The organism is Streptomyces sp. CA-181903, assembly GCF_050937075.1.
In the GTDB taxonomy this organism is placed as follows: Bacteria; Actinomycetota; Actinomycetes; order Streptomycetales; family Streptomycetaceae; genus Streptomyces.
On sequence record NZ_JBNJLY010000001.1, the window covers coordinates 2,852,849 to 2,869,352 of the forward strand.

The following is a 16,504-nucleotide window of genomic DNA, read 5'->3' on the forward strand; positions in this document are numbered from 1 at the left end:
GCCCCCCGAAATCGTCACTCTGACGAGTATTCGCGGTAGCATCCGGTCGACGCCAGAACGGGAATGCGAGGTAGGACCAAGTGAACGCTGCGGACCTGGGGCTGCCGGTGGCTGTGCCGTCGACGGCGCTCTTCACCGACCGGTACGAACTCACGATGGTGCAGGCCGCGCTGCGCGCCGGGACGGCCGGTCGGCGCTCGGTGTTCGAGGTCTTCAGCCGGCGGCTGCCCGAGGGCCGCCGGTACGGCGTGGTCGCGGGCACCGGCCGGGTCCTGGACGCCGTCGAGAACTTCCGCTTCGACCCCGGCGTCCTGGAGTTCCTCGCCGACCGCGGCATCGTCGACGCGCCCACCCTGGACTGGTTGTCCGGCTACCGCTTCCGCGGCGACATCTTCGGCTACCCCGAGGGCGAGGTGTACTTCCCCGGCTCGCCGATCATGCGGGTGGAGGGCACCTTCGCCGAATGCGTGCTGCTGGAGACGGTGATCCTCTCGATCCTCAACCACGACTCCGCGGTCGCCGCCGCGGCCTCCCGGATGGCCGTCGCGGCCGGCGGCCGGCCGCTGATCGAGATGGGTGCCCGGCGCACCCACGAACTGGCCGCCGTCGCCGCGGCCCGCGCGGCCTACGTGGGCGGCTTCGCCACCACCTCCGACCTCGCCGCCGGCTTCCGCTACAACATCCCGACCGTCGGCACCAGCGCGCACGCCTTCACCCTGCTGCACGACAGCGAGCGCGACGCCTTCCGCGCCCAGGTCGACTCGCTGGGCGGCGGCACCACCCTGCTCGTCGACACCTACGACGTGACGGAGGCGGTCCGGATGGCCGTCGAGATCGCCGGTCCTGAGCTCGGCGCCGTCCGCATCGACTCCGGCGACCTGCTGCTGCTCGCCCACCGGGTGCGCCAGCAGCTCGACGACCTGGGCGCCCACAAGACGAAGATCGTCGTGACCAGCGACCTGGACGAGTACGCCATCGCCTCGCTGGCCGCCGCCCCCGTGGACGCCTACGGCGTCGGCACCCAGCTGGTGACCGGGAGCGGGCACCCCACCTGCTCGATGGTCTACAAGCTGGTCGCCCGCGCGGACACGGCGGAACCGGGCGCCCCGCTGCGGCCGGTCGCCAAGAAGTCGATGGGCGGCAAGATGTCCATGGGCGGACGCAAGTGGGCCGCCCGGCGCACGGACGCGGACGGCGTCGCGGAGGCCGAGGTCGTGGGCACCGGGCCGGTGCCGGAGGAGCTCGCGGGGCGGCAGTTGCTCGTCGAGCTCGTCCGGGGCGGCGAGGTCGTCGCCCGGGAACCGCTGGACGCGGCCCGGGACCGGCACACCGCGGCCCGCGGCGCGCTGCCGCTGTCCGCCACGCAGCTGTCGAAGGGCGAGCCGGTGCTGCCCACGGAGTACCTCTGACCGGTCCCCGGGGGCCGGGCCGTCGCCGACGCACCGTCGGCGTACCTCCGACCGCCCCCTGTGCCCCTCCCCCGTCCCAGGGGACTCACTACCCTCGGTCACAGAGAGTCGAACAGCGTCGCCGCCGCCGCGGCCCCGGCCGCGGCGCGCCGTGGCGGAGCGGCCGATTCCGTGGCGGCGTCCGCGGCGGCGGCTTCGCCGTCACCGTCCGCACCTTCACCACTGTCATCACCGTCCGCACCGTCGGCCGAGGGCCCTTCCGTAAAGGATCAAGCGCCATGAACCGTGCACTGATCATCGTCGACGTGCAGAACGACTTCTGCGAGGGCGGCGCCCTCGCGGTGGCCGGCGGCGCCGACGTGGCGGCGGCGATAACCGACCTGGTGGGCGAGGCCACCGCCGGTTACGCCCACATCGTCGCCTCGCGCGACATGCACATCGACCCCGGCGACCACTTCTCGGAGCACCCGGACTACGTCGACTCGTGGCCCGTCCACTGCGTGGCCGGCACCGAGGGCAGCGGGTTCCACCCGAACCTGGCGCCCGCCATCGCCTCGGGCGCGATCGGCGCGGTGTTCGACAAGGGCGCCTACGCGGCCGGCTACAGCGCCTTCCAGGGCGCGGACGAGAACGGGACCGGCCTCGCCGACTGGCTGCACGCCCGCGATGTGGCGGAGGTCGACGTGGTCGGCATCGCCACCGACCACTGCGTCCGGGCGACCGCGCTGGACGCCCGCCGGCAGGGGTTCCGCACCACCGTCCTGCTGGACCTGACGGCGGGCGTGGCCCGGGAGACCGTCGACGCCGCGCTGGAGGAGCTGCGCGGGGCGGGCGTGGAGCTGATGGGCAAGCCCGTGGTGGGCTGACGGGCCACCCCAGGGGGTGTCAGGCGGCTCCCGCCGGGCGGCGGAGCAGCCGCGCTATCGGATGCCACCACTCCGTCTCGTCCTCCGGCGCCGACCGCCACACCAGCCCGTCCGGGTGGTGCAGCGCGGCGCTCACCTCGTCCGGGCTCGGCGGTTCGCTGTTCCCGCGGAGGAAGACCGCCCGGAGGCCGAGATTCCGTACCCGGGTGAGCGCCCGTTGCCGGTTCGCGGCGTGCACCAGCACCCGTACCCGCGACCCCGGCCGCGCCTCGCCGCCGGGCGGGCTGGGCAGGGAGAGGGCGACGACCACACTGCCGTCCGGGAGCTTGACGAATCCGCCGCCGGCCATCCGCATCACCCTCCGTGGAGCCTCCGAGTCGGCCCCCGTGTCAACAAGGGACCGTCACCACCGCATCCAACCCCGATCGACGGCGACCCGCCAGGGAAATCCGGAAAAACGCCTCTGACCTGGGGATTCATCGAGCTTTTGGATGATCTTGTGGCTCGGGGACGACCGCCGCCCGACGCCTCCTCCGGCCGTCCGGGAGGCGGCTGTCAGTAGCGGGGGCGCCTGCCGCGGGCGGGTACGCGGGCGCATCCGGTCCACCACCCGGGCGGGCGGGCCGCTCCCCGCGCCTCTCACGCCTCGGGACGGTGGGCAAGGGCGTGCTTACCGGCCGTTCCCCTAGGGCAGACAGGACCGTAGAGTCTTTTTGCGGTACGTACCTGTCGGCTCTGCACCCCACCATGCCCCCCGAGGACGGATTCCGTCATGCCGCGTCCGACGTCAGCACAGATCGTTTACGGCTCGGCCACCGTTGTTCTCTCGACCCTCCTCATGCTGCTGCTGTCGCGGACGAGTTCGGGCGTCGGGGTCGCCGTCGTCGCCCTGGGCGCGCTGGCACTCGGCCTGCTCGTGGCCGCGCTGGTGCCCGGCGCGCGCCGGAGCCCACGGGCGGAGGCGGTGGAACCCCCCGTGCGCCGGCCCGCCGGGGCGCGTCCGGCGGGCCCGCGCGTGGGCGGACGGCTGGGTGATCGGGTGAGCGAGCACTCACTGCACGGCTGAGACCACCACGGTCTTGGCCGCCTTGTCGTGGACGCACTGCTGATACGGCTTGTCCCACGCGCACCAGAGGACGTTGACCAGCCAGAACAGCGGTCCACAGCAGGGCACGATCCACGGCAGGCAGTAGACGGCGGCGCGGATCCAGCCCGGCGCGTTCCGGGGCACGGCGCCGTTCTCCAGCATCGCGACGCGGATGCCCATCGCCATCTTGCCGACCGTCTGCCCACGGGCCGTCAGCATCAGGCCCTCGTAGAGGAAGTAGACGATCGCCACGAGGACACTGAGGCCGGTGTTCTTGGTGTTGTCCTGGGACGGGTCCCAGTGGTCCCAGACGAACGCCGAGTAGATCAGGCTGACCGGGACGAAGACGATCAGGAAGTCGATGATCCGGGCGAGCAGCCGTTTGAAGCGGCTCGCGAGCGGCGGCATCCCGGCCAGCGGGTCCGCCGCACCGAACCCGTCCCCGTAGGGGTTGCCCGGACCGCCGTGCGGAGGCGGCCCCCCGGCGCCGTAGGGGCCGCCGGGGCCGGGGCCGGGCCCGTACTGGCCGCCCCCGTGGGGACCGCCGGCGGGCGGGCCGCCGCCGGGCGCTCCCCCGTACGGCGGAAGGTCCTCCGGCGGCTTCTTGCCGAACGGGTCGTTGTCCTGCGGCTGGTCCGTGCTCATGGCCCGAGTACACCCCGGAGGGCGGGCCGCCGCATCCGACCGTATGCCGTTCGAGTTGCCCCCGGCCCGGCGGTCAGCCGCGGCCCGACGCGACGAAGGTGCGGGCCGCCTTGTCGTGCCAGCACTGCCGCCAGGGGCGGTCGAACAGGCACCACATCGCGTTGACCACCCCGACGGCCACCACGCCCAGCAGGCTGTACACCAGCCAGCGGCGCAGCGCGGCGGCGAACGACGGGGTGTCGTGCGACTCGATGCCCAGCACGCGCACCCCACACAGCTTCTTGCCCGGCGTGCGGCCCCAGGTGGCGGTCGGCAGCACCTCGTAGAGCACGCCGCCGAGCAGCAGGGCGGCGAGGACGACCGCGAGGTACGTGCCGGTGGTGCCGTCGAGCAGCCAGACGGTGACGGTCTCGCCCGAGCGCTTGGCCCGGTTCACCTTCTCGTCGATGTGGCTCACGGCCTTGGCCCAGAGCGGCACGGCGACGGCGGCGACGGCGCCGCCGAGCACGACCGTGTCGATCAGCCGGGCCGCGAGGCGCCGCCCGAGCCCCGCCGGACGGCCCTCCTGCCGGGCGGCGAGCAGGAACGGGTTCTCCGCCGGCGGCTTCCACGGCGCGGGGGCCGCGGCCTGCTGCTGGGCGGGGAGGGGCTGCGCGGCGGAGGCCGGCTGGGGGGTGGGCGCGGGCTGCGGGGCGACGGGAGCCGGCTGCCGCGCGGACACCGGGTGCGGGGCGGCGGCCGACTGCTGCACGGGCAGGGACTGGGCCTGCGGCTGCGGCTGCGGTGGTGACTGCGGCTGCGGCTGTCGCTGCGGGGGCGCCTGGTGGGCGGCCTGCTGCGGCGGCTGGGCCTGGTGTGGCTGGTGCGGTTGTGCTCGGTGCTGGGGGCGGGTTGAGCTTGAGACTGCGGCTGGGGTTGGGGTTGGGGCTGCTGCTGGTACTGGTCCTGGTGCCGATTCTGGTTCGAGTGCTGGTGAGGCTGCTGGGGGCGCTGAGGCTGCTCCTGCGGCGCCCAGCCGCCGTAGGGCGACTGCCCCGGAACGCCCTGCGCCTGCGCCTGTGCCTGTCCCGGAACGCCCTGCCCCTGCCCCTGACCTTGCCCCTGTACCTGCCCCTGCCCCTGCCGCCCTGCCGGAGCCTCGGACCGTCCCCGCACCGGCTCCTGTGCCTGCTGCGGAAGCGGCCGCGCCGTCACCGGCCGGGGCGTCGGGTCCGGCTCCCCGTGCCATGCCTCCCCGCCGCCCGGCCGCCGCCGCTGCTCTCCGCCCGGCGCCGCCGCCGGGGCGGGCCGACCGCCGAGATCGACGGTCCCCTGACCGCCCTGCGGCCCGGCGGCGTCCGGCAGCCGCGGGTCGCGGCCGTCCGGAACGGATCGCTCCGGTACGGACGCGTCCCCGCCCCATCCACCGTGCGCCCCGAGCACTCCGGGCACCTCGGCCACTCCGGGCGACGAGGCCACCGGGGCCACCGAGGCCGCCCCGGCGCCGTACCCCCGCTCGTACCCGTCCCCGTAACCGCTCCCGCCGGCGCGCCCGTCCGCCCGGCCGCTCCCGGCGTCCCAGGGGTCACGGACGTCACGGACGCCATCGACGGCTCCCGCCACCGGCTCCTCGTCCAGGAACACCGGCCCCGTCTCGTTCGACGAGGCGGCGCCGGTCCGCCGCGGCGTGGACGGCCCCGGCCCCTGCCGCGCGGGCGGCGTCGGGACCCGCGGAACGGCCGGCGGCGGCACGGGCAGACCGGGCGGCGGTGCCGGCAGCGGCTCGCCCTCGGCGGGCGCGGGCCGGCTCGTCCCGGGGACCCAGGCGGTGCCGCTCCAGTAACGGATGTAGCCGGGGATGGACGGGTCCGGGTAGAAGCCGGCGCCGGGGCTGCTGCCGGCGGATCCCGGGATGGGTGCGCTCATGGTCTCCGGTGTCCCGTATCTGTTCGGCCGTGCTGGGATGTCAGGCAGTCTGCCGCACTGGCGTGGTGTCCTGTGTACCGCTCCGGTGCCTGTGCTCGCGACTGCGGACGCGTTTCCCTGTGACATCTATGCGCAAAAGACAACCCGGGGCGCGGCCAACAGGTCTACCAGACGGCATTCCTCCGTGGGATGCGTTGCCGACGGAACCACTCACACGTGCGACCGGGGACACCACGCGATGCCGCACGCGGGTGGTGTGGAGGGTGAGACGCGCGAGCAGGCGAGGAGGCGGTGCGAAGTCGCGTCATGACCCGGGGCCGGTCCGCTCTGTTCTGTGCGGACCCGGTTCGCGAAAGACCGCGCACCGGGCACTGGAACGGAGCGAGAGGGCGCACTTCATGTATTCCGTGGTGGAGCGAGACCTGGAGATCGACCTGGTGCTGTCGCCGGGGCACCGCGTTCCGGTGCCGGCGCGGCTGCACTACCGGGCGGAGGATCCGTACGCCGTGCGGATCTCCTTCCATGTGACGTCGGACGAGCCGGTCAACTGGACGTTCGGGCGCGAGCTGTTGACGGAGGGACTGCGGCGGGCCAGCGGTACGGGTGACGTCCGGGTGTGGCCGGCGCGGAGCGGGGGACGGTCGGTGGTGTGCGTCGGACTGACCTCGCCGGACGGGGAGGCGCTGCTCCAGGCGCCGGCCGAGGAGGTGGCGGGCTGGCTGGCCGGCACCCTGCGGCTGGTGCCGCTGGGTGCGGAGCGGGAACGGCTCGGACTGGACGAGGGGCTGCGGGAGTTGCTGGCGCAAGGGGCCTGAGAGGAGCGGGCCACGGGGGACGGGCCCGGCCCCCGTGGCCCCGGGGCGGATCGGCCTCAGAACACCTTGCCCGGGTTGAGGATCCCCAGCGGATCGAACACCGCCTTGATCCCCCGCTGCATCTCCATCGCCACCGGCCCGGCCTCCCGCGCCAGCCACTCCTTCTTCAGCAGCCCCACTCCATGCTCCCCGGTGATCGTGCCGCCGAGCTCCAGGCCGAGCGCCATGATCTCGTCGAACGACTCCCTGGCGCGGCGTGCCTCGTCCTCGTCGGCGGGGTCGAAGCAGACGACGGGGTGGGTGTTGCCGTCGCCGGCGTGGGCGCAGACGCCGATGGTGAGGCCGTGCCGCTCGGCGATGGCGCTGGTGGCGTCGACGAAGGCGGCGAGGCGGCCGCGCGGTACGCACACGTCGTCGATCATGGTGGCCGGACTCAGCGCCTCCAGGGCGGGCAGCGCGACGCGCCGGGCGTGGAGCAGGAGTTCGGACTCGGCCGGGTCGTCGGCGGGGACGACCTCGGTGGCCCCCGCGGCGGTGCACACCTCGGCGACGGCGGCGAGGTCGGGGCCGGGGTCGGGGGTGTCGAAGGCGGCGAGGAGCAGGGCTTCCGTGGACTCCGGAAGCCCCATGCCCGTCAGGGAGTTGACGGCGCGGACGGTGGTGCGGTCCATCAGCTCCAGCAGCGACGGCGCGTGCCCGCGCGCCATGATCCGGCGGACCGCCTCGCAGGCCGTGGCGGTGGACGGGAACTCGGCGGCCAGCGCGAGCTGCGCGGGCGGTGCCGGACGGAGCGCGAGGACGGCCCGGACGACGATGCCGAGGCTGCCCTCGGAACCGACGAACAGCCGGGTCAGGTCGTAGCCGGCGACGCCCTTGGCGGTGCGGCGGCCGGTGGTGAGCAGCCGGCCGTCGGCGAGGACGACGTCCAGGCCGAGCACGTACTCGGCGGTCACGCCGTACTTGACGCAGCAGAGACCGCCGGACGCGGTGCCGATGTTGCCGCCGATGGTGCACTGCTCCCAGCTGGAAGGGTCCGGCGGGTAGTACAGCCCGTGCTCCAGGACCGCCCGGGAGAGCACGGCGTTGACGACGCCCGGTTCGACGACGGCGATGCGCTCGACCGGGTCGATCTCCAGGATCCGGTCCATCTTGACCAGCGACAGCACCACACAGCCGTCCACGGCGTTCGCCGCGCCCGACAGGCCGGTGCGGGCGCCCTGCGGCACGACGGGGACGCGGAGCGCGGTCGCCGTGCGCATCACGTGCCGCACCTGCTCGACCGTACGGGGCAGGACGACGGCGACGGGGGCGCCGGCCGGGCAGAAGCTCGCCATGTCGTTGGCGTAGGAGGCGGTGACGTCGGGGTCGGTGAGGACCGCGCTCTCGGGCAGCCCTTCGCGCAGGAGACTGATCAGATCACCCATGCGTTCACCCTCCCACCACCCGGCGGGCCGGGGAAGATCGCGCGGCGGCCGGTCGCGTGGCGGCCGGTCGCGCGGCACGGCGCGGCCCCGCCGGGAAGGGCGGGACCGCGCCGGGTGGGGGGTGTGCCCGCAGTGGATCGGGGGCCCGGCTCAGAGGTTGCCGCGCTTCTCCTGCTCGCGCTCGATGGCCTCGAAGAGGGCCTTGAAGTTGCCCTTGCCGAAGCCCATGGAGCCGTGGCGCTCGATCATCTCGAAGAAGACGGTCGGGCGGTCCTGGACCGGCTTGGTGAAGATCTGCAGCAGGTAGCCGTCCTCGTCGCGGTCCACCAGGATCTTCAGCTCGCGCAGCGTCTCGACGGGCACCCGGGTCTCGCCGGCCCACTCGCCGAGGGTGTCGTAGTAGCTGTCCGGGGTGTCCAGGAACTCGACGCCGGCCGCCTTCATCTGCCGCACGGTGGTGACGATGTCGTTGGTGGCCAGGGCGATGTGCTGGAGGCCGGGGCCGCCGTAGAACTCCAGGTACTCGTCGATCTGCGACTTCTTCTTGGCGATCGCGGGCTCGTTGAGCGGGAACTTCACCTTCCGGGTGCCGTCCGCGACGACCTTGGACATCAGCGCGGAGTACTCGGTGGCGATGTCGTCGCCGACGAACTCCTTCATGTTCGTGAAGCCCATGACCCGGTGGTAGAACTCCACCCACTCATCCATCCGGCCGAGTTCGACGTTGCCGACGCAGTGGTCGATGGCCTGGAAGTTCCGCTTGGCGGGCGGCGCCACGACCGGGGTGGCGGCGACGAAACCGGGCAGGTACGGGCCGCTGTAGCCGGAGCGGTCCACCAGGGTGTGGCGGGTCTTGCCGTAGGTGGCGATGGCGGCGAGGACGACGGTCCCGTGCTCGTCCTTCAGCTCGTACGGCTCGTCCAGGCCCCGCGCGCCGTGCTCGACCGCGTAGGCGTAGGCGGCGCGGGCGTCCGGCACCTCGATCGCCAGGTCCACGACGCCGTCGCCGTGCTCGGCGACGTGCTCCGCCAGGAAGCGGCCGCGGTCGGTGGCCGCCTTGATGACGGTGGTGAACACGAACCGGGCACCGCCCGACTCCAGGACGTAACTCGCCGTCTCCCGGCTGCCGTTCTCCGGCCCGGAGTAGGCGACCAGCTTCATGCCGAAGGCCGACGCGTAGTAGTGCGCGGCCTGCTTGGCGTTCCCGACGGCGAAGACCACCGCGTCCATCCCCTTGACCGGGAAGGGGTCGGCCTGCCGAGCGGTGTCAAAGGCGTGTTCTGTGGTCTGCGTCATACGCGCAGCGTCTCGCCGATCCACAAGGTGCGCAATAGTTTCAGTTTTCGCTGGGCAATCTGCACAGTAGACGCCCGGAACCGCCGGACGTTCTGTACATGGTGACCACGAGGGGTCGGCTGTGGCGATCGATCGTTTGGACGGCAGGCTGATCGAGCTGCTGGCACAGGAACCGCGCATCGGCGTCCTGGAGGCGTCCCGGCGCCTCGGCGTGGCCCGCGGCACGGTCCAGGCCCGCCTGGACCGGCTGCTCTCCCAGGGCGTCATCCGCGGCTTCGGCCCCGACGTCGACCCGGCCGCGCTCGGCTACCCCGTGACGGCGTTCGCGACGCTGGAGATCAAGCAAGGGGAGGGCCCGGACGTCCGGTCCCACCTGGCCGGGGTGCCGGAGGTCCTGGAACTGCACACCATCACCGGGCACGGCGACATGCTGTGCCGGCTCGTCGCGCGGTCGAACGCGGATTTGCAGCGGGTGATCGACAAGGTGGTGGGGATCGAGGGCATCGTGCGGGCCTCCACGGCGATCGTGATGGAGGACGCGGTGCCGCTGCGGATCATTCCGCTCGTGCGGCAGGCTGCCGGGGGGTGAGGTGTGCCCCGGACCCTCCCCCAGAGGGGGTGCCCCCACCTTCGCCGATTCCCGGGGGCAAGCCCCCCGGACCCCCGAAACCGCGCAGCGCGCTTCGGGGGTGCGGGGGCAGAGCCCCCGCAAGAAACGGTGAAAGGGCGGGTCAGGGGCAACCCCACCGCGTCAGCAACGAGGCACCGAGCCCCCCGACTCCAACGCCCGCAACGACTCCACCGCATCCCCAAGCTTCCGTACCGGAACGAGGCGCAAGCCAGCAGGCGCCCCCGCCGAAGCCTCCGCGCACTGCGCCTTGGGCACAAGAAACACCCCAGCCCCATCCCGCCCCGCAGCCTGCACCTTCAGCCCCACGCCCCCCACCGGCCCGACCGTCCCGTCAGGATCGATCGTCCCGGTCCCCGCGATCGTCCGCCCCCCGGTGAGGTCACCACCCCGCCCGTCCCCGTCGAGCTTGTCGATGATCCCGAGCGTGAACATCAGCCCCGCGCTGGGCCCTCCGATGTCGCCCAGGCTCAGACTGACCTTCACGTCGGAAGGCGACCGGTGAAGGTGCCGCAGGGCGGCCCGCACAGCCGAGTCCTGCGACTTCTTCATCTCCTCGACGTTCCGCTCCTCCGTCTCCTTGTCCGACTTCCCGGGCGGGAACACGGAGTCGTGCGGCATCACCGTCCGGTCCGTGCGGAACCAGTCCGACGCGACCTCGGGCAGCGTGACCTCCGCGTCCGGCCCGGTCGCGATGATCGAGACCATGCGGAGCTGGCCGCTGGTCCGCCGGGCTTCCGCGCCGCCGACCGTGATCACCGGCTTGCCCTGGTGGGCGCCGAGGACGTCCACCGTCCAGCCGGGTCTCGCGATCGTGAACGGCAGCGGCGCGAACGCGGCGGTCACGAGCAGCGCCAGGACGGGCACGGCGCAGACGGCGAGGGTCCGGGTGCGGCGGGACCACGCGGACGGAGACCACGCGGACGGAGACGAAAGTGGCATACCGCGAATCTAGTTCACCGCCGCACCACCGGAGGCCGCGCCCTCACCGGAGCGCGTCGGCCACCTCCTTCGCCGCCTCCATGACCCGCGGCCCGACCCGGTGCGGTACGGCGTCGGTGAGCATGACGACGCCGACGCTGCCCTCGATGCCGCTCACCCCGAGCAGGGGGGCGGCGGCGCCGCTGGCGCCCGTCTCCAGTTCGCCGTGGGTGAGCGCGTACCCGGGGTTGTCGACCTCGCCCGCGCGGGCGGCGAGTATCGCCCGGCCGGCCGCGCCGCGGTCCAGGGGGTGGCGGAACCCGGCGCGGTAGGCGACGTGGTAGTCGGTCCAGGTCGGCTCGACGACGGCGACGGCCAGCGCCTCCGCGCCGTCGACGAGCGTGAGGTGGGCCGTCGCCCCGACGTCCTCGGCGAGCGCCCGCAGCGCGGGCAGCGCGGCCTCCCTGACCAGTGGGTGGACCTGGCGTCCGAGTCGTAGGACGCCGAGCCCGACGCGGGCCCGGCCACCGATGTCCCGGCGGACGAGTTCGTGCTGCTCCAGCGTGGCGAGCAGCCGGTAGACGACCGTGCGGTTGACGCCGAGCCGGCTGGCCAGCTCGGTGACGGTCAACCCGTGATCGGTCTCGGCGAGCAGTTTCAGGACACGCAGTCCTCTGTCGAGCGTCTGCGAAGTCTCCGCGGTCACGACGCCCCCTCCTCCGATGAAAGGCGGGCTCCCATCGCGGTGGGGTTGCGCTTCCGGTCCCGTCCGGCAGCGCGCGAGGAGAGGCCGCCGGGTCGCTTGACGCATACGTTCCTTGACGCATACCACCGGCCGCGCTCCGCGGCGGCGCTGCCACGGGGCGTGTACGTGACCGGCACGGTAGCGAGCCGGTCCGCTCTCCGGAAGAGTCTGCCCACAATCCGGGCGCCCCGCAGAGTATTTGAGAAACGGACGATCAACGAATCGTTTCACCACGGGGCACCCGGACTGCGAGAGCCGCTCACGTCACTTCATGCGCGTGGCCCACTCGCGCACCTTCTTGATGCGCTCGTTCAGCTGCCCGGCCGTGGCCTCGGCGCTCGGCGGGCCGCCGCAGGTGCGGCGCAGCTCGGTGTGGATCACGCCATGCGGCTTGCCGCTCTGGTGCGCGTAGGCGCCGACCAGGGAGTTCAGCCGCTTGCGGAGCTCCAGCAGCTCCTTGTGCGTGACCACGGGCCGGCGCTCGGCCGGCATCTCCAGCAGGTCGGCCTCCTCGTCGGGCTTCCGCCTGCTGTGCGCGATCTGCCGCGCCTGCCGCTTCTGCAGCAGCAGTTGCACCTGCTCCGGCTCCAGCAGCCCGGGAATGCCGAGGTAGTCCTGCTCCTCCTCGCTGCCGGGGTGGGCCTGCATGCCGAACTCGGCGCTGTTGTACAGCACCCGGTCGAAGACCGCGTCCGACTCCAGGGCCTCGAACGGCAGCACGTCCTGCTCGCCCGTGTCCTCGTCCTGCTGCTTCTCCGCCTCCGCCATCTCCTTCTCGGACTCGGCGTAGGGGTCCTCCTCGCCCTCCTTCTTGGGCTTGTCGAGGACGTGGTCGCGCTCCACCTCCATCTCGTTGGCGAAGCCGAGCAGCATGGGGATGGTCGGCAGGAAGACCGATGCCGTCTCGCCGCGCCGCCGCGACCGCACGAAGCGGCCGACCGCCTGCGCGAAGAACAGCGGCGTCGAGATCGTCGTCGCGTAGACGCCGACCGCGAGCCGGGGCACGTCCACGCCCTCGGACACCATGCGGACGGCGACCATCCAGCGGGAGTCGCCCGCCGAGAAGTCGTCGATGCGCTGCGACGCCCCCGAGTCGTCGGAGAGGACGACCGTCGGGCCCTCGCCGGTGATCTCGCGGAGGAGCTTGGCGTAGGCGCGGGCCGAGTCCTGGTCGGAGGCGATGACGAGGGCGCCCGCGTCCGGGATGCTCTTGCGGACCTCGGTCAGCCGCCGGTCCGCGGCGCGCAGCACGTTGGGCATCCAGTCGCCGCGCGGGTCGAGCGCGGTGCGCCACGCCTGGCTGATCGCGTCCTTGGTCATCGGCTCGCCGAGCCGGGCCTCCAGCTCGTCGCCGGCCTTGGTGCGCCAGCGCATGTTGCCGCTGTAGGAGAGGAAGATCACCGGGCGGACGACGCCGTCGTTGAGGGCGTTGCCGTAGCCGTAGGTGTAGTCGGCGGCGGACCGCCGGATTCCGTCGTTGCCCTCCTCGTAGGTGACGAACGGGATCGGGTTGGTGTCGGAGCGGAACGGCGTGCCGGTGAGGGCGAGCCGGCGGGTGGCCGGCTCGAACGCCTCAAGGCACGCCTCGCCCCAGGACTTGGAGTCGCCGGCGTGGTGGATCTCGTCGAGGATGACGAGCGTCTTGCGCTGTTCGCAGCGGTTGCGGTGCAGCATCGGGCGTACGCCGACACCCGCGTACGTCACGGCGACGCCGTGGTACTCGCGGCCCAGCGGGCCCGCGCTGTACTCCGGGTCGAGCTTGATGCCTATGCGGGCGGCGGCCTCCGCCCACTGCTTCTTCAGGTGCTCGGTCGGTGCGACGACGGTCACCTGCTGGACGACGTGGTGGTGCAGCAGCCAGGACGCGAGGGTGAGCGCGAAGGTGGTCTTGCCGGCGCCGGGGGTGGCGACGGCGAGGAAGTCGCGCGGCTGCTCCTGGATGTACTTCCCCATCGCGCCCTCCTGCCAGGCGCGCAGCTTGTTCGCGGTACCCCAAGGGGCCCGGCCGGGGAAGGCGGGCGAGAGATGGTGGTTGGCTGTGGTGGTAGTCACGGTCTCCGTCGGCTGGATCGGGGCCTTGAGAAATCGGTAAACGACAACCGCGTCAGCCTACCGGGGACCGGCCGGGGACCGTCCTCGTGCGCGGGCACCTAGACGGTCCCGGCCGGTCCCGGCCGGTCCCGGCCGGTCTCGACCGGTTCCGGCCGGTTCCGGATCATTTCGGACAAGCCCTGGCGGGCGCGGGCGGCAGGCCCCCGCCCGTCAGCCCGCGAGCAGCTCCCCGAGCCGCCGTGAGACTTCCGCCACGTCCCGCACCCGGCCCGTCGTCACGTCGAGGACGAGCCGCTCGGCGGCGTCGACGTCCGGCCGGAGCTCCACTCCGTGCAGGGCCAGGAACGTGACGCAGGCCAGCCAGGCGGTGCGCTTGTTCCCGTCGACCAGCGGGTGGTTGACCGCCAGGCCCTGGAGCAGCGACGCGGCCTTGCCGATCAGCTCCGGGTGCACCTCGTGCCCGTACATCTCCGCCGCCGGCCGGTGCAGGGCGGACGCCAGCCCTCCGGCGTCCCGGACGACGACCTCCGTGTCGCCGGCGCAGGCGCAGCCGGCCACGACGAGGGCGTCGTCCGGGGTCAGGTAGTCCGTCGCCATGGTCGTCATGGTCGTCATTTGAGCCGGTCCAGGAGCTCGCGCCAGACCTCCGCCTGCCGCCCGGCGGTCCGCCGGACGCGGGCCCGGCGGCCGGTCGCGGACAGGTACTCGTCCACCGCGCGCAGGGCGGCGGCCCGCGGAGTGATGCCTTCGCTGCGGGCGCGCTCGCGCAGCGCCGCCGTACGGTCGTCGTCGAGGCGGAGGTTCAGGGACATGTTCGAACATTAGGGCGTCAACGGGCGGCGGCAGTACCGGTTTTCGACTCGACGCCGCTCGCCGGTCCGCCGTTTCCGCGGACGGCCGTTCCCTCCGCCGCCGGCCGCAGCCGGGTCGTGATCCAGGCGCCGGCCAGGGCCACCGCCGCCAGCGTCACGTAGACGGAGACGAAGGCGGCGGGCGGGGCCGCCGTGTCGGCCGCGTCGCCGTCCGTGGCCACGGTCGCGCCGCCGAAGGCGCCGAAGAGGACGCCGCCCGCACCGACGAGGACGATGTTCCCGAGGGCGTCGGAGAGCTGGAGGGCGGCCGAGTTGATCCCCTCCTCGCCGGGCCGGGACAGGGAGAGGACGAGGATGCCGCTGCTGGAGATCGTCAGGCCGATGCCGTAACCGCCGATGATCCACGCGACGGCCACCAGCCAGACCGGCACCCCGTCGACCAGCACCAGCGGCACCAGCGCGACGGACACGGCGACGAGCACCATGCCCAGGCCCATCAGCCGGTCCCGGTGCCGCTCCGCGCCCGAGCGGCTCTGGGTGAACGAGCCGAGGGCCCAGGCGAGGCCCCCGCCGGTCAGGGAGAGGCCGGCGGCCGTGGCGGACAGGCCGCGCTCGCTGACCAGCATCAGCGGGATGAAGCTCTCCGCGCCCAGGAAGGCGCCGGCCGCGACGCCGCGCAGCAGTACCACGGACGGCAGCCCGCGCGCGGCCCGGAACGTGCCCTTCGGCACCAGCCTGACGATCGACGGCGCGAGCAGCGCGAGCCCGACGACGGCCGGGACCAGGGCGAGCCAGGTGCGGTCCTGCCCGGCGTACTGGAGCAGTCCGGCGCCGCCGGCGACGGCCAGCGCGAGCAGGACGCGCCGCCGGTCCACGCTCCCGCCGCGGTCGGTCCGCGGCAGCTTCCGCAGGGCCGGCAGCATGATCAGCAGCGGCAGCAGGACCAGGACCGGGATCGCCAGGAAGACCCAGCGCCAGCTCAGCCGCTCGGCGACCGACCCCGCGACCACCGGCCCGACCAGGACCGGGACCACCCAGGCCGCCGAGAACGCGGCGAGGATCTTCGCCCGCAGCCGCTCGGGGTAGGCGCGGCCCACGACCACGTACAGCGAGACGAGCACCATGCCGCCGCCCAGCCCCTGCACGAAGCGGGATCCCACGAACATCCACATGTCCTGCGAACAGCCCGCGAGGACCAGCCCGGTGCCGAACGCGGCGATGCCGGTGAACAGCGGCCCGAGCGGGCCGGAACGGTCGCTCCACTCCCCCGACAGCGCCATGGAGAACAGGCTCGCCGTGAAGTAGGCGGAGAACGCGAAGGCGTAGAGGCCGATGCCGTCGAGCGCGCGGGCGGCGATCGGCATGGCCGTACTGACCGCGCTGGCCTCGAAGGCGATGAGCGAGATCACGGAGATGATGCCGAAGGTGAGCCCGCGGTAGCGGCGGCCGAGCACACCGCCTTCGTCGTCCGGCGGAGCCGCGGCGGGGGACGCGGCGGGGGACGCGGCGGGGGACGCGGCGGGGGACGCGGCGGGGGACGCGGCAGGAGACGCGGCAGGAGACGCGGCGGGGGTCGGGGGGACGGCGGCGGGGTCCGGCGGCGGGGGTATGGAGTCGGCGGTGCTCATGCGAGGCAGCGTAGGGAGGGGCCGTTCGGACCGCCTCTGGCTCCGGAACCGTTTCGGCCTCATCCCTTCGCCCTACCTCCGGAGTCACGCGGCCCCCCTGAACCCCGGGCCCCCGGCCCCGTCCTCGCCCCCGTCACACCGCTACTCCGCCACGACGTCATGCCGCCACTCCGCTACGCCGCCACTCCGCTACGCCGTCACGCCGTCACGCCCTCACGCCGTCACGCCGTCACGCCGTCACGCCGTCACGCCGTCACGCCGTCATCCGAGG

The 16,504-nt window shown here is 73.3% G+C and carries 16 protein-coding genes and 1 pseudogene; 5 read left to right on the top strand and 12 right to left on the bottom strand.

Annotation, left to right across the window (positions count from 1 at the left end; genetic code table 11):
• The first annotated feature begins 80 nt into the window (after positions 1–80).
• The gene (locus ACQEVS_RS12790; RefSeq protein ID WP_433019487.1) at positions 81–1,409 is read left to right on the top strand and encodes a nicotinate phosphoribosyltransferase; all 1,329 of its coding nucleotides are present in this window, start codon (positions 81–83) and stop codon (positions 1,407–1,409) included.
• A 278-nt stretch (positions 1,410–1,687) separates the two neighbouring features.
• Positions 1,688–2,275, top strand: a complete 588-nt coding sequence (locus tag ACQEVS_RS12795) for an isochorismatase family protein (RefSeq protein ID WP_433019490.1) — start codon at positions 1,688–1,690, stop codon at positions 2,273–2,275.
• A 19-nt stretch (positions 2,276–2,294) separates the two neighbouring features.
• On the opposite strand, the gene ACQEVS_RS12800 is transcribed toward ACQEVS_RS12795, so the two are convergent.
• Positions 2,295–2,624, bottom strand: coding sequence for a hypothetical protein (locus tag ACQEVS_RS12800; protein WP_040891683.1), 330 nt, complete (start codon positions 2,622–2,624; stop codon positions 2,295–2,297).
• Positions 2,625–3,047: 423 nt separating this feature from the next.
• On the opposite strand from ACQEVS_RS12800, the gene ACQEVS_RS12805 reads away from it, so the two are divergent.
• Positions 3,048–3,341, top strand: coding sequence for a hypothetical protein (locus tag ACQEVS_RS12805; RefSeq protein ID WP_433019493.1), 294 nt, complete (start codon positions 3,048–3,050; stop codon positions 3,339–3,341).
• Here the strand turns inward: ACQEVS_RS12805 and ACQEVS_RS12810 are convergent.
• The 3 genes and pseudogenes from ACQEVS_RS12810 to ACQEVS_RS12820 all read right to left on the bottom strand — a co-directional run.
• On the bottom strand, positions 3,327–4,007 hold the full coding sequence (locus ACQEVS_RS12810; RefSeq protein WP_433019496.1) for an RDD family protein: 681 nt from the start codon (positions 4,005–4,007) through the stop codon (positions 3,327–3,329). The genes ACQEVS_RS12805 and ACQEVS_RS12810 overlap by 15 nt on opposite strands.
• A gap of 73 nt (positions 4,008–4,080) precedes the next feature.
• Positions 4,081–4,758 (bottom strand): RDD family protein, encoded by a 678-nt coding sequence (locus ACQEVS_RS12815; protein WP_433019499.1) that lies wholly within the window; start codon positions 4,756–4,758, stop codon positions 4,081–4,083.
• A gap of 1,028 nt (positions 4,759–5,786) precedes the next feature.
• Positions 5,787–6,038, bottom strand: a pseudogene (locus ACQEVS_RS12820) (DUF2510 domain-containing protein); the annotation flags it as partial.
• Between the two features lie 272 nt (positions 6,039–6,310).
• Here ACQEVS_RS12820 and ACQEVS_RS12825 point away from each other — a divergent pair.
• Positions 6,311–6,727, top strand: coding sequence for an SsgA family sporulation/cell division regulator (locus tag ACQEVS_RS12825; RefSeq protein ID WP_433019502.1), 417 nt, complete (start codon positions 6,311–6,313; stop codon positions 6,725–6,727).
• A gap of 56 nt (positions 6,728–6,783) precedes the next feature.
• Here the strand turns inward: ACQEVS_RS12825 and ACQEVS_RS12830 are convergent, their stop codons facing one another.
• The gene (locus tag ACQEVS_RS12830; protein ID WP_433019505.1) at positions 6,784–8,151 is read right to left on the bottom strand and encodes an FAD-binding oxidoreductase; all 1,368 of its coding nucleotides are present in this window, start codon (positions 8,149–8,151) and stop codon (positions 6,784–6,786) included.
• Between the two features lie 150 nt (positions 8,152–8,301).
• The gene (hppD, locus tag ACQEVS_RS12835) at positions 8,302–9,447 is read right to left on the bottom strand and encodes a 4-hydroxyphenylpyruvate dioxygenase (RefSeq protein WP_433019508.1); all 1,146 of its coding nucleotides are present in this window, start codon (positions 9,445–9,447) and stop codon (positions 8,302–8,304) included.
• A 121-nt stretch (positions 9,448–9,568) separates the two neighbouring features.
• On the opposite strand from hppD, the gene ACQEVS_RS12840 reads away from it, so the two are divergent.
• Positions 9,569–10,036 carry an Lrp/AsnC family transcriptional regulator gene (locus tag ACQEVS_RS12840; protein ID WP_351508617.1) on the top strand — a complete coding sequence of 156 codons (468 nt, stop codon included), beginning with the start codon at positions 9,569–9,571 and terminating at the stop codon, positions 10,034–10,036.
• 162 nt (positions 10,037–10,198) lie between these two features.
• Here ACQEVS_RS12840 and ACQEVS_RS12845 read toward each other — a convergent pair whose 3' ends face one another.
• The 6 genes from ACQEVS_RS12845 to ACQEVS_RS12870 form a co-directional block, all read right to left on the bottom strand.
• Entirely contained in the window at positions 10,199–11,017 is an 819-nt protein-coding gene (locus ACQEVS_RS12845; RefSeq protein ID WP_433019512.1) for a hypothetical protein, read from the bottom strand.
• Positions 11,018–11,060: 43 nt separating this feature from the next.
• Complete coding sequence (locus ACQEVS_RS12850) at positions 11,061–11,702, bottom strand: IclR family transcriptional regulator (protein ID WP_185944208.1); 642 nt, start codon at positions 11,700–11,702, stop codon at positions 11,061–11,063.
• 303 nt (positions 11,703–12,005) lie between these two features.
• Positions 12,006–13,793 carry a DEAD/DEAH box helicase gene (locus tag ACQEVS_RS12855; protein ID WP_433019515.1) on the bottom strand — a complete coding sequence of 596 codons (1,788 nt, stop codon included), beginning with the start codon at positions 13,791–13,793 and terminating at the stop codon, positions 12,006–12,008.
• A gap of 210 nt (positions 13,794–14,003) precedes the next feature.
• Positions 14,004–14,390, bottom strand: a complete 387-nt coding sequence (locus ACQEVS_RS12860; RefSeq protein WP_433027508.1) for a type II toxin-antitoxin system death-on-curing family toxin — start codon at positions 14,388–14,390, stop codon at positions 14,004–14,006.
• A gap of 14 nt (positions 14,391–14,404) precedes the next feature.
• Entirely contained in the window at positions 14,405–14,605 is a 201-nt protein-coding gene (locus tag ACQEVS_RS12865; RefSeq protein ID WP_433019518.1) for a CopG family transcriptional regulator, read from the bottom strand.
• Positions 14,606–14,622: 17 nt separating this feature from the next.
• Positions 14,623–16,233, bottom strand: a complete 1,611-nt coding sequence (locus tag ACQEVS_RS12870) for an MFS transporter (protein ID WP_433019521.1) — start codon at positions 16,231–16,233, stop codon at positions 14,623–14,625.
• Positions 16,234–16,504: the final 271 nt, after the last annotated feature.

Coding starts and splice junctions, on each gene's coding strand:
- ACQEVS_RS12795 (WP_433019490.1), top strand. CDS start 1,688: ATGAACCGTGCACTGATCATCGTCGACGTGCAGAACGACTTCTGCGAG.
- ACQEVS_RS12800 (WP_040891683.1), bottom strand. CDS start 2,624: ATGGCCGGCGGCGGATTCGTCAAGCTCCCGGACGGCAGTGTGGTCGTC.
- ACQEVS_RS12805 (WP_433019493.1), top strand. CDS start 3,048: ATGCCGCGTCCGACGTCAGCACAGATCGTTTACGGCTCGGCCACCGTT.
- ACQEVS_RS12810 (WP_433019496.1), bottom strand. CDS start 4,007: ATGAGCACGGACCAGCCGCAGGACAACGACCCGTTCGGCAAGAAGCCG.
- ACQEVS_RS12825 (WP_433019502.1), top strand. CDS start 6,311: ATGTATTCCGTGGTGGAGCGAGACCTGGAGATCGACCTGGTGCTGTCG.
- ACQEVS_RS12830 (WP_433019505.1), bottom strand. CDS start 8,151: ATGGGTGATCTGATCAGTCTCCTGCGCGAAGGGCTGCCCGAGAGCGCG.
- hppD (WP_433019508.1), bottom strand. CDS start 9,447: ATGACGCAGACCACAGAACACGCCTTTGACACCGCTCGGCAGGCCGAC.
- ACQEVS_RS12845 (WP_433019512.1), bottom strand. CDS start 11,017: ATGCCACTTTCGTCTCCGTCCGCGTGGTCTCCGTCCGCGTGGTCCCGC.
- ACQEVS_RS12860 (WP_433027508.1), bottom strand. CDS start 14,390: ATGGCGACGGACTACCTGACCCCGGACGACGCCCTCGTCGTGGCCGGC.
- ACQEVS_RS12865 (WP_433019518.1), bottom strand. CDS start 14,605: ATGTCCCTGAACCTCCGCCTCGACGACGACCGTACGGCGGCGCTGCGC.
- ACQEVS_RS12870 (WP_433019521.1), bottom strand. CDS start 16,233: ATGAGCACCGCCGACTCCATACCCCCGCCGCCGGACCCCGCCGCCGTC.